The organism is Pectobacterium zantedeschiae (assembly GCF_004137795.1).
Taxonomy (GTDB): Bacteria; Pseudomonadota; Gammaproteobacteria; order Enterobacterales; family Enterobacteriaceae; genus Pectobacterium; species Pectobacterium zantedeschiae.
This window is the reverse complement of the sequence record NZ_NWTM01000001.1, coordinates 1,254,021-1,268,242: the sequence shown is the minus strand read 5'-3', so window position 1 is coordinate 1,268,242 and position 14,222 is coordinate 1,254,021. Positions and strand designations below refer to the sequence as shown.

Below are 14,222 nucleotides of genomic sequence, written 5' to 3'. Positions count from 1 at the left end.
ACTCCTGTTAAAGAGAGATATTTTTTTCTGTTTTTGCATCAAAAATATGGCATTTGTCCATGTCGAACTGGAAATATACCGGACGATGCAGTCCCTTCTCGATAATCAGCCGACCTTCGTCATAAGGAATGCGGCTGGTTAATTCAAAGCCATCGACTTTAATGTACATAAAGAATTCGTGACCCATGTTTTCTACGCGAACCAGCTCACCCTGTGAGTGGCTGCCTTCAAATGGCGTATCTGACACGGAAACATAGTCTGGGCGAACACCGAAGAATACGTCTTGTCCGATATAGCTGCGCACTTTGTCTTGTTTTTCAGCATTTAACACCAGCGCGTTATTACCCACAACAACGCCAATCTGACCGTCTTTCTCAACCAGTTTGCACGGCTTAATGTTCATTTCTGGTGAGCCAATGAAGCCAGCAACGAACATGTTGACAGGGAAGTGGTACAGGTTATCCGGCGTATCGACCTGCATGATGTGACCGAGTTTCATCACGCAGATACGGTCACCCATGGTCATTGCTTCAGTCTGATCGTGGGTAACATATACGCTTGTCGCCGCTTTACCGCTTTTCTTCAGCTGCTTATGCAGGTCGGAAATACGGATACGCATGGAAGCACGCAGTTTGGCATCCAGGTTTGACAACGGTTCGTCAAACAGGAACACATCTGGTTTTTTAACGATGGCGCGGCCTACGGCTACACGCTGTGCCTGACCACCAGACAGCTGGCGCGGCAGACGATCCATCAGTTCTTCCAGTTCCAGAATTTTGGCCGCTTCTGCTACCTGCGCTTCAATTTGCTCTTTAGGCAGTTTGCTCAGTTTCAGACCAAACGCCAGGTTCTCTTTTACCGTCATGTGAGGGTAGAGGGCGTAGTTCTGGAACACCATGGCAATCCCGCGATCTTTCGGCGCCAGATTGTTAACAACGCGCTCACCGATACGTACTTCACCGCCGCTGATGGTTTCCAGACCCGCCAGCATACGCAGCGTGGTTGATTTCGCACAACCAGACGGACCGACGATAACCATGAATTCACCGTCTTTAATCGTCAGGTCGATGCCGTGAACGGCTTTGAAACCGTTGGAGTATACTTTTTCCAGTTTATTGAAAATAACTTCAGCCATGATAAATCCTCTATTAACCTTTAATTCCGCTGCTGGTCACGCCTTGTACGAAGTAACGCTGTGCCAGGAAGAAAACAATAATGGATGGCAGAATGGAGATGCTGGACATGGCCAGGATTTCATTCCACGGAGCGCCTTCAGTAACGTCGATAGACATTTTCAGCGCCAGCGCAATCGGATATTTATCCACGCTATAGACATAAATCAGCGGACCGATGAAGTCGTTCATTGACCACATGAACTGGAACAGCGCAACAGAGATGATGGCTGGTTTCAAAATCGGTACGACCACATACCACAGAACCTGGAAGGAGTTACAGCCATCGATCTGAGCTGCTTCTTCCATATCACGCGGTACACCACGCAGGAACTGGATCAGCATGAACACAAAGAATCCTTGTGTTGCAAACGCCAGCGGTAAGTACAGTGGCAGATAGCTGTTCAACATGCCCATTTCGCGGAACATGAGGTACTGCGGAATCAACAGTACGGTGCTTGGCAATAGCATGGTGGTGATCAGCGTCGCGAACCAGAAGCCTTTCCACGGAATGTCAAAGCGAGCGAAGCCATAAGCCACAATCACCGAGGAAATAACGGTCAGAGCCACTTTCGGAATCACGTACTGGAAAGTGTTAATCATGTAGTGACCGAAATTGTATTCCGTACCGGTTTTCCAACCGTTAACGAAACCGTCCCATGTGGCGTGTTCTGGCCACAGGCCCAGTGTCGTGAAGATCTCATGGTTCGGTTTGAACGAGGCTGAGAACATCCATGCCAGTGGGTAAAGCATCAGTAAACCAACGAACAGCAGTATCACGTAACGGATAACGGCACTGAGTTTTTCTTTACGCAGCGTGCGGCGTACTTCTGCAGCAGCAATTTCTTGCGCTGTAGTCAGGTTTGAATGCATGTCAGCCATTTTTTCCTCCTTTATCAGCGGAGTAGAACACCCAGTATTTCGACGACTTAAAGGAGATAGACGCAAATACTGCAACAACCAGGAACAGAACCCATGCCAACGCAGCACCATAGCCCATATCGAAATACTTGAACGCCGTATCATAGATATAGAGCGAGAAGAGGTAGGTGTAGTGCGTTGGACCGCCGCCAGTAATGACGTAAGGTGCCGTAAACTCCTGGAATGCCTGAGTGGTCTGCATGATGAAGTTAAAGAAAATAACCGGTGTAATCAGCGGTACCGTTACCTTCAGGAACATTTGCCATTTGGAGGCACCGTCGATCATTGCCGCTTCATACTGTGATTGCGGAACGTTCTGCAATGCAGCCAAGAAGATAACCATCGCGGAACCGAACTGCCATACGCGCAGCAGGGTTACCGACATCAGTGCCAGTGACGGTTCGCCCAGCCAGTTGATGGCGTCAAAGCCAAACACGCCAAGGAAGCTGTTTAACAAACCATCGATAGCGAACAGTGCACGCCACAGAACGGCAATCGCCACACTGCTGCCCAGAATAGAAGGCACATAATAAGCAGTACGGAAGAAACCGATACCACGTAATTTGAAATTAAGTACAAACGCAATTAACAGCGCGAAGATTAATTTCAATGGAATGGTCAGAAATACATAGGCAAAGGTGACGCCCATTGATTTCCAAAAAAGGTCATCCTCCAGGAACATGCGGTGATAGTTTTCTAGTCCCGTAAATTCAGGCGGATTTATCAAATCATACTCAGTAAAACTGAGTATAAATGACGAAACAAAGGGGAAAGCGGTAAAAACTATCAGCCCTATAATATAGGGGGAGATATAGGCTAACCCCAGCATTCTGTTTTCATTCATAATGCTTACCTATTGATTAATTGTGAATCATTAAAAAAATATAAAATTAAGCTGTTAATAACTCTGGATAAATTAATTCCACGTCATAAACAATTCTATTTTCCCCGTTAACGTGAAAATCACCGTGAACATATCCACCTTGTGTCAGATACGGCGGGATATCGTTTAATTTGTTGCGACAGGCGGCAACGAAAGTCAGTAAAGCCAGTGGATAGGTATCATCCAGACGAACATAACGATGCTGTGCTGAGCGAACAAACAGGCCACGATGGAAATGTTGTTCAAACAGAACGCCAGCAAGCTGTGCGGCGTAATGTGCCCAGGATTCTGATTGTTTGTGATCGGCCAATTCGATAACGGTCAACAAAAGTACCGGACTAGCGATGTGCTGAATGTCTTCTTTATTCAACCGTGTCAGCATGGTATTAACCAGTGCATACAGGTCTTCATCGCCGCTCAGACGATAAGCACGAACCAGTGGTAATAAATAATCACCTTCTAATACGAACGGTTTTAATTCCGTACCTGCTTTGCCGTAATAGCCATCACGTTTAAAACGGTAGCCTGTCATGTCCTGGCCGTTGTTCCACATTGGGCGCAACGTATTGCTAGTGACATCGTAGGCGTATTGATAATAATTTTTTAATCCAGAGATTACCCAATTCAGCATTTCTGCATCCGGCTGTGTGCGCAGGATATCCAGCATCGCCAATGGGTTATCAATCAGTAGAGGGCGCATATCGCGGAACAGCACATTGGCTTCACGCGCGATTTCACCGAACTCCGGGCCAAACTGGCGTTGAGCGCGATCGCCAAACCAGGATTGTGTCTGGTTATCATCTTCCGGCACAGGTTGGCGCTGCTGTGGTGAACTGAACTGATATACAGGCATACCGGTTTCTGGGTTGCGCGCCAGAACGTATTGGCGATAAAGGTGCTTACCCCAGGCTGCCGCATGGCTATCACCCGTGTATTCTGCATATTTGAAGGCTGCGTAAATCAGATCCGTACCAGCATTAACAAACGTCAGGCCTTTTGTTAATGGCAGAACTGGCCACTGCGCCGGATTAACGACATCATGACGGTTATGTAAGAAAACATTCGGATCGCGTTTTTTGCTGTAATCGCCATGACGCCCCAGGTCCAGTGAATCCCAGTCTTCAACGTGTGCGTTCCAGAATCCCTGAAAGAAGTTCAGCGTCTTTTCCGCATTAACACGATGCAACAGCGCGTAATAGGGGAGATGATGTTTTAATTCATGCACCTGAGCTTTGGATTCAGGCCCTTCGCCTGTCAGCGTATCCAGATTAATAAAACGGTGGCCACCCCAGTAGAATAGGCCGCTATTATCATCAACGAAATGATCCAGGAAATATTCGCTTTGTGTGATGGCGTGCTGTTGGTAACTCTCATTACCTGTAACGACGCTCATGGCGCACAGCGTTCTTAACCAATTCTGCTGGCTGGCAAAATTAGAAATAGGTGCACTGTGCCCATCGGGGAATTGCCACACCGCAGGCGTATAATTTTCCACATCAAAGCCATCTGCCAGTAATGGCGTCGGTTTGCTTTGGCTGCGGCCTTTTTCCTGAACGCAGGCTATGTGGCTATCAAGTGCTGCAACCCATTCGTCGAGCTGCGATTTCCTGCTGGTGTATAAGTTTTCAAAAATACTCATGGAGTACCTTCTTATGGAACCGCGTGAACAGTTCCTTATAAATAGAAACACTGTTTTGATTGATTATATTGCGCTATTAACCTTGTCGTCATGCACGCAATATCGAAAGTGTGATCAAAGTCGGAACGTTGTTTTGATTTTTTTTAAGAAAGGATTTGGGCAGGAAAGAGAATTATAAAAAACTAAATAACAAGTTGAAAAATAAATAAAAAGCACAACCGAAATTGTGCTTTTTATCGTGGGTTAGCGAAATTCTGCTAAGAAAAATTGCGCTTAGCGAGCCAACCAGCCACCATCAACGGCAATTGTGTAGCCATTGATGTAGTCAGATGCGCTGGATGCCAGGAAGACGGATGGACCCATCAGATCCTGTGGTAAACCCCAACGACCAGCCGGGATACGATCAAGAATCTCTTTGCTGCGGTCTTCGTCGGCGCGCAGTTGCTGGGTATTGTTGGTTGCCATGTATCCTGGAGCAATCGCGTTCACGTTGATACCGTGTTTTGCCCACTCGTTAGCCAGCAGACGGGTTACGCCCATAACGGCGCTTTTCGATGCGGTATAAGAAGGTACGCGGATACCGCCTTGGAAGGACAGCATAGAAGCGATGTTGATGATCTTGCCGCCTTTACCTTGCTTGATGAACTGGCGCGCAACGGTCTGAGACATAAAGAAAACGCTCTTAATGTTCAGGTTCATAACGTCATCCCAGTTTTTCTCGCTGAAATCGATAGCATCTTCACGACGGATGATACCGGCGTTGTTGACCAGAATGTCAACGTGGCCAAATTCAGCAACGGCTTTCTCTACCAGCTCTGCATGACCAGAGACGTTGCTCATGTCAGCGGTCAGGCTGAGGAAACGGCGTCCCAGTGCAGTGACTTTTTCGATGGTGTCTTTCGGTTCAACGATGTTGACGCCGACGATATCACAGCCGGCTTGCGCCAGACCGATAGCCATACCCTGACCCAAACCCGTATCACAACCTGTGATAAGAGCAACTTTACCTTGCAAATCAAAAGAATTTAAAATCATAGCTGTAATCTCTCTGTAAGCGACAATACTTAGTCGTTAGCTGTTACTGTAGGGAACACCGGTAATTCCGGTTGAAAGCGATTAACGTAACTCGCTAACCTTGACGTGATCCATGTCACCGAAAACCTGATTCTCGCCAACCATGCCCCAGATAAAGGTGTAGCGTCTGGTGCCAACACCGGAATGAATCGACCAGCTCGGTGAAATCACCGCCTGCTCATTTTTTATAACTATGTGACGGGTTTCCTGCGGTTGACCCATCATGTGGAAAACGGCCGTTTCCTCATCCATATCAAAATAGAAATAGACTTCCATCCGGCGCTCATGCGTATGACATGGCATGGTGTTCCACAGGCTGCCTTCAGCCAGCTTGGTTAATCCCATCGTGAGCTGGCAGGTCGGCAATACATCAGGAACAATGTATTTATTAATTGTGCGACGATTACAACTGGCATCTTCTCCCACTGTTTGTGGCGAAGCGTCAGCTTGGGTAATCTTGCGGGTAGGGTACGTTGTATGTGCAGGTGCGCTGTTATAGTAGAACTTGGCTGGGTTAGCTGTATCGGCGCTGGTAAACTGTACGTCTTTCACGCCCATACCAACATAGATTGCTTCTTCATTACCCACGTCATAGCGTTCACCATCGATAGTCACAATACCCGCGCCCCCAATGTTGATGGCTCCGAGTTCGCGACGCTCTAGGAAATAGCTGACGCCAAGTTGTTTACCCACTTCACCGCCAATCGTTACGGCGTTGTGTACAGGCATAATGCCACCGACGATGATTCGGTCAATGTGGCTATAGGTCATAGTGTAGGCATCGGCAGAAAAAATCTGCTCGATCAGGAATTCACGACGCAAGCCTGCGGTATCCAGCTGCTTCGCGTGATCACTGTGAATGCTTTGACGAACTTGCATTTCTTAGCCTCTCTTTCAGAGAAAAACAAAAATCAGGAGCTATTCCTAAAACAGGAATCATTCCTGGTGAAAGCGCCGGGCGAAACAGGTGATGTTGCGTGGCAGTGACAATGTCACCTATTCCTCAACTTGCCCGGTTCTTTCTTGTTATGCGGGATGATAGTTTGGATGGGATGTGAATTCAATAAAAATGAAATAATGTTTTATTTATTTCTTGAGGGCCGTCATGGTTTTGCTTATTTTATGTTTCTTCTGGTACTGATGTGGCTAAAATGTCGCAATCCATAGTCATACACTCGTTGTCGTGCACGGTTTGTTGACGCAATAGAAGGTATGGGCAATAAGAGCGTTATAGGAGAGATGATGATGAGAAGATACTTTATTGATGATGAAACGCCATGGGAAGAGCTGGGCGGTGGAATTAAACGTAAAATCATGACCTGGAGCGATGAGCTGATGATGGTTTACGTGCACTTTGATAAAGGTGCGATTGGTACGCCACACTTCCATGAGATTCACGATCAGATTGCTTATGTTGCTGCTGGCAGCTTTGAAGTCGTAATTGAAGGTGAGAAACGTATCCTGAAAACGGGCGATGCTTATCTGGCGGTGAAACACGAGATGCATGGTGTGGTTTCGCTGGAAGACGGTAGCGTACTGATCGATGCTTTCTCGCCTAAGCGCGCTGACTTCCTGTAATTCCTCAAAGCGTGGCCGATTACTATAGCGGCCACGCTTTCGTCATATCACGCGACGTCTGTTTTTGTATTCTTCTGCTTCTTCATTCTTACACCAAATGCTCTGCAGCGAGTTGAGTTAGTGAGTCCAACTTATAGTCGGCCAACGCCCAGCGTGCATCAGTGCGAAACTCAGCCTGTGGAATAACGATGGATCGCATGCGTGCTGCCTTGGTTGCGATCATGCCATTCACCGAATCTTCCAGCGTAACGCACTGTGCAGGAGAAACACCAAGTCCGTTTGCTGCATTCAAGTACACTTCGGGATGAGGTTTACTGTACGGCAGCGTTTCGGCTGACATCAGTACATCAAAATAGTGTTCCAGATTAAACATACGCAGCACTTGCTGCTGCATATGGAGCGGTGAGGCGGAGGCTAGCCCAATCTTGAGATTCTGTTCACGACACAGTTGCAGTGCATGCTCGACGCCAGGCAGAAGAGGGCGCTGTTCGGCAACGAGTTCGATGGCACGGTCGATAATACGGTGGACAACCTCATCACGTTCTGGAGTAGCCCAAGGAGAATGTTGATACCAGAGATCGACAACCATATCGATGCGTAAACCCAGGGTATCTTTCATTGCGTGTCGTAGCGAAATGTCAACGCCCAGTGAGGCGATAACCTCCAGCTCGGCCTTATCCCACAACGGTTCTGAGTCAATCAGCAGGCCATCCATATCGAAAATCGCCGCGCGTATAGAAGAATCAAAGGACATACCACTGGCTCCGTCAGCAAAGAAAAAGAAAATTTAATGTAAACTATACCCTAAATAAGTCGAGTTGCAGCCAACACCCGTAGGTGAAGTATGACGGTATAACGTTGCTATTATGGCTTATCAGGCAGTGTGGGTGATAAAGTGTTGACTGCGCGTAAACTTACAGTAGGCTACCCGTCGTACTAAAACGATACATTACCAATGTTGCGTCGCTAAGAAGGGGTTCTCATGACGTATCAACAGGCTGGCCGTATTGCCGTAGTTAAACGCATTGCTGGATGGATTCTTTTTATTCCTGCGCTGCTTTCAACTTTCGTCTCGCTGGCTAACTATCTCTACGCCTATACTCAGAAAAAGCAGGGCATTGATGCCGTTCTTCTGGATTTTTTGCATCTGATGGTCGATATGGTGCGCTTTAATACGTCTTTCCTGAACATTTTTTGGTACAACTCGCCAGTACCGAATTTTACGCATTTTTTCAGTGCGGCGACGCTGATGTTTTGGCTGATCTACATCCTGATTTTTATTGGTCTGGCGTTGCAGGTTTCGGGGGCTCGGATGTCTCGTCAGGCGAAATCCATTCGGGAAGGTATTGAAGATCAACTGATTTTGGAAAAGATGAAAGGTGACGCAGGGAACACCCGTGAGACACTGGAGTCACGAGTTGTTGTTCCTGGACACACGATTTTTGTGCAATTTTTTCCGCTTTACATCCTGCCTGTGATTATCGCAGGTGCTGGCTACATGGTATTACGCCTATTGGGGTTACCAGTCTGAGTGATCGTCTGGCGCAACCTCTGCGCCAGACGCAGAAACACCTTTCTTACCGCAGGTTAAACGTCTTCCCTTAGAGTAAACTTCCTTATTGAGAGAAAACGTCTCTCCTTACATCAAAAGCTGCCGCTCGATGAGTTGTTGCGCCTCAACAATATGTTTGCCGCCGAAAAGATTAGCGCGGTTAAGCAGATAGTAAATCTGATAAATGGGTTGGCGATCGATAAAGCCTTTATCCAGCGGCCATACGCTTTGGTAGCCATCATAAATCTGCGCGGGTAGGGACGGATAGCGCGGCAGCATAGCCAAATCACACTCTCTATCCCCCCAATAGCAGGCCGGATCGAACAGATAACTCCCATCCTGATTATTCGCACAATTATCTGGCCACAGGTCACCGTGCAAGAGTGATGGCTGCGGCTGATGCCCGGCGAGACGCTCATCGACGCGGGCGATGAGCGTTTCAATGTGGCCAAAATGCATTCCTTTTTCTGCTGCTAGCTGTAATTGCCAGCCGATTCGCTGTTCGGCAAAAAAGGTCGCCCAGCGTCGCTGCCAGCTATTTGGCTGCGGCGTTGTCGAGAGGTCGTTATCGAAATCCAGCCCAAATTGTGGCTGATCGCTCCACTGGTGCAGACGTGCTAATTGCTCGCCCAGACACCATGCACTGTGGGCATCCAACGGTTTAACGGGGAGATATTGCAGAAGCAGGAAGCTGTAATCGCGTGAACTACCGACACCATAAACCTTAGGTACGCGAACCGTATTACTGCGGCTCAGTAAGTGAAGCTGATCGGCTTCAGCAGTGAATTTAGCCAGCATTTCACGACTATCGCATTTTACGAAGACGTCATGCTCGCCGTAGCGGACGTACCAGGCTGGGTGTATTTCACCGCCGGACAGTTCGCGGTGTTCCTGAATATCCGCAGTACCGTGATGCTCTTCCAAAAGTCGGCTGATAGCTTGCCACATAAGGTCATCCTCCCGTTGATATTGCCCGATACGATGCTGTTCACTGGGGTGATTCGTTTACGGTAACCCATTGAGCATAATAAAAATGGAATCTATACCTCAAATAATTCGAGTTGCAGGAAGGCGGCAAGCGAAGGAACCCCGATGAGCTTACCTATGTAAGTGATTCGGGTGAGTGAACGGAACGCAGCCAACGCACATGCAGCTTGAAGTATTACAGGTATACAGCACAGTGATAACCGATAGGTTGAGATAGCGAGAAACAAGTATAGCCGCAATTAAAACGAACGGAGTTAGGATGATGCTCAATCCGTTAGATAAGGCAATGAAATAGCGCATTAATGACGTAACCGACGGCTGTTTTCCGGTTACGTCATGCTAAAAGGCCGAGGCGGGGGGATTACAGCGCGTCGGTGATTATTTGAGAGGCTGCCTGACGACGCTGTTTAAGCTGGTGGTAAATCAACGCCAGCGTGAAGAACAGCGCCTGAACGATGACAATACATGGGCCGGTTGCGCCATCGATATAGAAACTGATCATGGTGCCTGCAATACAGGAAGTGACGGAAACCAGTGTGGCGACAAGGACCATGCGCTCGAAACGTTTGCAGACCATGAAGGCAATAATACCCGGCGCAATCAACATCGCGATCACTAAAATAACGCCGACGGCCTGTAAAGAGGCGACGATGGTCATTGCCAGTAGGCTTAGCAATCCGTAGTGCAGCAACTTAACGGGCAGGCCAATGACGCGAGCATGATTGGGATCGAAGCAGTACAGCATGAAGTCTCGACGCTTTAACAAGATAATGGCAAGCGTCACGCCAGCAATCAGCAATATTTGCGTCAGCTCTTGCTGAGTGATGCCCAGCACGTTACCAAACAGAATATGGTTTAGATGCTGATCGGTGTCGATGCGTGCAAACATGACGAGACCCAGCGCAAACATGCCGGAAAAGATGATCCCCATTACGGTATCTTCTTTGACTCTGCTGTGCTCTTTCACGTACCCCGTCGCTACCGCGCAAAAAATACCGGAAACGAAAGCCCCGATTACCAATGGGATCCCCAGTAAGAACGCGACAACGATACCGGGCAATACGGCATGAGAAATGGCATCGCCCATCAGCGACCAGCCTTTCAGCACTAGATAGCATGAGAGCACCGCACAAACCGTACCTGTTACTACGGCGGCCAGTAGCGCACGCTGCATGAATGGATAAGACAGAGGATCAATTAGCCAGCTAATGAGCGTCATAATGCATCTCCTGATTGATCGCGTAACCGCAGGCGGCGCGATGCTAGTAATCCATGTTTGGGCGCAAAGACAAATGCCAACAGGAAGACGATGGTTTGCAATGTGACAATCACACCGCCAGTTGCACCATCAAGGAAGAAGCTCAAATAGGCCCCGACCGCGCTAGTCATTGCGCCGAGTGCAATAGAAATAACAATCAAACGACCAAAGCGATCGGTAAGTAGGTATGCCGTGGCACCCGGCGTAATCACCATCGCTATTACCAAAATTGCTCCGACGGTTTGCAGCGCCGCGACAGTACAGGCACTCAACAACGTAAAGAACAGAATTTTCAGCTTCAGCGGGGAAAGGCCAATCGAACGAGCGTGGTTCTCATCAAAGAACACGGCCAGCAGATCCTTCCACAGCAGACAGAGAATCACGAATGTCACGCCGATAATGATTTCAACCTGAAGGACATCTTCGTCGGCGATACCTAAAATATTGCCAAAAATGATGGACTGCACGTTAACCGAGGTCGGATTGAGCGAAATAATCAGTAGACCGACAGCGAAAAACGTTGAGAAAATAAAGCCGATAATCGCATCTTCGCGTAATCGAGTAATGTGACGAATTAAGGTCATTGCCAAAGCAGCGAGCATACCGGTAAAGAACGCACCAGCCGCGTAGGGCAGGCCCAATGCATAGGCCCCTGCAACGCCGGGTACGACCGAGTGGGAGAGTGCATCTCCCATCAGCGACCACCCCTTCAACATCAGGTAGGCAGAAAGAAAGGCGCACACGCCGCCAACTATCGCACTGACCCAGATTGCTTTGACCATGTAGTTATAGCTGAACGGCTGCAACAGGATATCGATCATCAGGGCTGTTTCTCCTCCGGTATCACGCGTGACGCTGGAGGATCGCTCTTGGTCGAACCATAGAACACGGCTGGACGTTCATCATCTGTCAACACCGTCACCGAGCGAACATCGTCATCATCGTGAAGATGAGAGCCCCCGAGATTGATGTGTCGCAGAACGCCACCGAACGTCTTCTCCAAATTGCTTTGGGTAAAGGTGCTGTGCGTCGGTCCCGCGGCTAAAACAGTGCGATTGACCAAAATTACGTTGTCACAAAATTCAGGCACGCTTCCGAGGTTATGCGTTGCGACCAGAATCAAATGCCCTTCATCGCGCAAGGTGCGAAGCAAATCGATAATGGCATTCTCTGTTTTGACGTCTACGCCAGTAAAAGGCTCATCCAGCAGTAAAACGCTGCCCTGTTGAGCCAGCGCTCGTGCCAGAAAAACGCGCTTTTTCTGACCGCCGGACAGTTCACCGATCTGACGATGTTGTAGCGTCGAAAGGCCAACACGCTCCAGCGATTCCGCCACAATCGCGCGATCTTGTTTACTGGGGATGCGTAGGAAGTTCATCCTCCCGTAGCGTCCCATCATGACGACGTCGGAAACCAGAACGGGGAAATTCCAGTCTACGTCTTCTGTTTGGGGGACATAGGCAACCAGATTCTGTTTCAGAGCCTGATAGATCGGTTGCTGATTGAGCAGTACCTGCCCTAAAGTTGGTTTAACCAACCCCATGATGCTTTTGAACAACGTTGATTTTCCGCTGCCGTTTACGCCAACCAAGGCGCAAATCGTACCGCCAGTCAGAGAAAATGAGGCGTGACGAATGGCCTGATGCCCGTTGCTGTAAGTAACCGAAACATCATTGACTTCTAATGACTGTACTGCTCGATCACTGCTCATTGATTAAATCCTTTAGCGATGGTTTCCACCGTCACTTGTAACAGATCAATATAGGTCGGCACGGGGCCTTTTTCTGTAGAAAGCGAATCAACATACAGCACGCCACCATATTTCGCCCCCGTCTCTTTACTGACCTGTTTTGCTGGTTTATCGGAAATAGTGCTCTCACTGAATACCACAGGGATTGCCTTTTCACGTACGGTATCGATCACCCGGCGAACCTGTTGCGGCGAACCTTGCTCATCGGCATTAATTGGCCAGAGGTAAACTTCGTTGAATTGATAATCTTTCGCCAGATAGCTAAATGCGCCTTCACTGGTGACTAACCAACGCTGCTGTTCTGGGATGCGGGCGAGACGTTGACGCAGTGGTGCGTCGAGAGCCTTAATTTTTTCCGCATAGGCTTTCGCATTACGGTTGTACGTCTCTGCATTGGTGGGATCGGCTTGAACCAGACCTTTACGAATATTTTCGATATAAATTAATGCATTGGAGGGGGACATCCATGCATGCGGGTTCGGGTTGCCATTATAGGCACCTTCACGGATAGGAAGCGGTGTGATGCCTTCCGTTACCACGACAGCGGGTACATTTTTCACGTTCTCGAAAAAGCGCGTAAACCAGCGTTCGAGATTCATACCGTTCCACAGCACCAGCTGTGCAGACTGCGTCTTCACAATATCACGCGGTGTCGGTTGATAGTCATGAATCTCTGCGCCCGGTTTAGTGATGGACTCGACCGTTGCTGCATCGCCTGCAATATTCTGTGCGATATCTTGAATAATGGTAAAGGTAGTGATGACTTTAAGCTTTTCAGCCGCGTGAGCGGGTGTACTGGCTAAAAGCAGTAAGGCGCACGGCAGCGCAAGACGACGGAACAGGGTAGGCAAACGGGCGTGAAAACCAATCATGCGGATATCCTTACAAACCGTGAAAGTGTTACTTGAGAATAATTATCAATATCATTTAAGTCAAGAGGCAGAGAAGGGCGAGGGGTTAATATTGGAGGGTGTCTCATGACACAAGGAATCACTGTTCGCAGGCCCGTAGCACGCGCTTGCGCAGGTAAGGAACGCATCATGCTCCCTTTGGTAACAGAAATGTTGCTTTAATTTAATGAATCGTACTTAAGGTTACAACGAAAGTCTAACGGTAACGGTGTTGAACTGTCGCGCAACTATACATAGCTATACACATGGTGAAATTTACGCCAAAAAACGGGAAAAATCTGATGTAACCTTAAAAAAATTGTGACGGCTGCCGATAAACCATAAAGAATGTGAGAGATGTCTCTATTTTATACAAAAGGATTGTGAGTGATATGAGCACAAAATCAGAACGACGTTGGAAGTTGGCAAGTTTGGTCTTATTGACTTTTTTGGTGGCACTGTTAGTTCTACTGGTTCAAACAAGTTAATTCCCAGTGTAATGAAAGGTTAGGTCATAA

At 48.2% G+C, this 14,222-nt stretch carries 14 protein-coding genes; 2 read left to right on the top strand and 12 right to left on the bottom strand.

Annotated features, from left to right (window positions below; all coding sequences use genetic code 11):
• Positions 1–7 precede the first annotated feature (7 nt).
• The 6 genes from CLR69_RS05720 to kduI all read right to left on the bottom strand — a co-directional run bounded on the left by CLR69_RS05720 (position 8) and on the right by kduI (position 6,568).
• Positions 8–1,135 carry an ABC transporter ATP-binding protein gene (locus tag CLR69_RS05720; RefSeq protein WP_129704753.1) on the bottom strand — a complete coding sequence of 376 codons (1,128 nt, stop codon included), beginning with the start codon at positions 1,133–1,135 and terminating at the stop codon, positions 8–10.
• Positions 1,136–1,148: 13 nt separating this feature from the next.
• Positions 1,149–2,054 (bottom strand): carbohydrate ABC transporter permease, encoded by a 906-nt coding sequence (locus CLR69_RS05715; RefSeq protein WP_005968856.1) that lies wholly within the window; start codon positions 2,052–2,054, stop codon positions 1,149–1,151.
• Positions 2,047–2,937 carry a carbohydrate ABC transporter permease gene (locus tag CLR69_RS05710; protein WP_005968854.1) on the bottom strand — a complete coding sequence of 297 codons (891 nt, stop codon included), beginning with the start codon at positions 2,935–2,937 and terminating at the stop codon, positions 2,047–2,049. Before CLR69_RS05710 ends, CLR69_RS05715 begins: the two co-directional genes overlap by 8 nt.
• 46 nt (positions 2,938–2,983) lie before the next feature.
• Positions 2,984–4,615, bottom strand: a complete 1,632-nt coding sequence (pelW, locus tag CLR69_RS05705) for a pectate disaccharide-lyase PelW (RefSeq protein WP_129711307.1) — start codon at positions 4,613–4,615, stop codon at positions 2,984–2,986.
• Between the two features lie 273 nt (positions 4,616–4,888).
• Positions 4,889–5,650, bottom strand: coding sequence for a 2-dehydro-3-deoxy-D-gluconate 5-dehydrogenase KduD (kduD, locus tag CLR69_RS05700; RefSeq protein WP_048260318.1), 762 nt, complete (start codon positions 5,648–5,650; stop codon positions 4,889–4,891).
• Positions 5,651–5,731: 81 nt separating this feature from the next.
• Positions 5,732–6,568, bottom strand: a complete 837-nt coding sequence (gene kduI / locus CLR69_RS05695) for a 5-dehydro-4-deoxy-D-glucuronate isomerase (protein WP_129711306.1) — start codon at positions 6,566–6,568, stop codon at positions 5,732–5,734.
• A 366-nt stretch (positions 6,569–6,934) separates the two neighbouring features.
• On the opposite strand from kduI, the gene CLR69_RS05690 reads away from it, so the two are divergent.
• Positions 6,935–7,267: a cupin domain-containing protein gene (locus CLR69_RS05690; RefSeq protein WP_048260592.1), complete on the top strand. Its 333-nt coding sequence runs from the start codon at positions 6,935–6,937 to the stop codon at positions 7,265–7,267.
• A gap of 88 nt (positions 7,268–7,355) precedes the next feature.
• Here CLR69_RS05690 and hxpB read toward each other — a convergent pair whose 3' ends face one another.
• The gene (gene hxpB / locus CLR69_RS05685) at positions 7,356–8,021 is read right to left on the bottom strand and encodes a hexitol phosphatase HxpB (RefSeq protein ID WP_129711305.1); all 666 of its coding nucleotides are present in this window, start codon (positions 8,019–8,021) and stop codon (positions 7,356–7,358) included.
• 228 nt (positions 8,022–8,249) lie between these two features.
• On the opposite strand from hxpB, the gene CLR69_RS05680 reads away from it, so the two are divergent.
• Positions 8,250–8,798: a YniB family protein gene (locus CLR69_RS05680; RefSeq protein WP_129711304.1), complete on the top strand. Its 549-nt coding sequence runs from the start codon at positions 8,250–8,252 to the stop codon at positions 8,796–8,798.
• Between the two features lie 108 nt (positions 8,799–8,906).
• On the opposite strand, the gene CLR69_RS05675 is transcribed toward CLR69_RS05680, so the two are convergent.
• From CLR69_RS05675 to CLR69_RS05655, 5 genes are all read right to left on the bottom strand, one after another.
• On the bottom strand, positions 8,907–9,767 hold the full coding sequence (locus CLR69_RS05675; RefSeq protein ID WP_129704764.1) for a fructosamine kinase family protein: 861 nt from the start codon (positions 9,765–9,767) through the stop codon (positions 8,907–8,909).
• Positions 9,768–10,167: 400 nt separating this feature from the next.
• The gene (locus CLR69_RS05670; RefSeq protein ID WP_129711303.1) at positions 10,168–11,025 is read right to left on the bottom strand and encodes a metal ABC transporter permease; all 858 of its coding nucleotides are present in this window, start codon (positions 11,023–11,025) and stop codon (positions 10,168–10,170) included.
• Positions 11,022–11,885, bottom strand: coding sequence for a metal ABC transporter permease (locus CLR69_RS05665; RefSeq protein ID WP_129704768.1), 864 nt, complete (start codon positions 11,883–11,885; stop codon positions 11,022–11,024). The genes CLR69_RS05670 and CLR69_RS05665 overlap by 4 nt, the downstream gene beginning before the upstream one ends.
• A complete protein-coding gene (locus CLR69_RS05660) occupies positions 11,885–12,775 on the bottom strand; it encodes a manganese/iron ABC transporter ATP-binding protein (protein ID WP_129711302.1) in 891 nt (296 codons plus the stop codon). The genes CLR69_RS05665 and CLR69_RS05660 overlap by 1 nt, the downstream gene beginning before the upstream one ends.
• On the bottom strand, positions 12,772–13,686 hold the full coding sequence (locus tag CLR69_RS05655) for a metal ABC transporter substrate-binding protein (RefSeq protein ID WP_129711301.1): 915 nt from the start codon (positions 13,684–13,686) through the stop codon (positions 12,772–12,774). Before CLR69_RS05655 ends, CLR69_RS05660 begins: the two co-directional genes overlap by 4 nt.
• Positions 13,687–14,222: the final 536 nt, after the last annotated feature.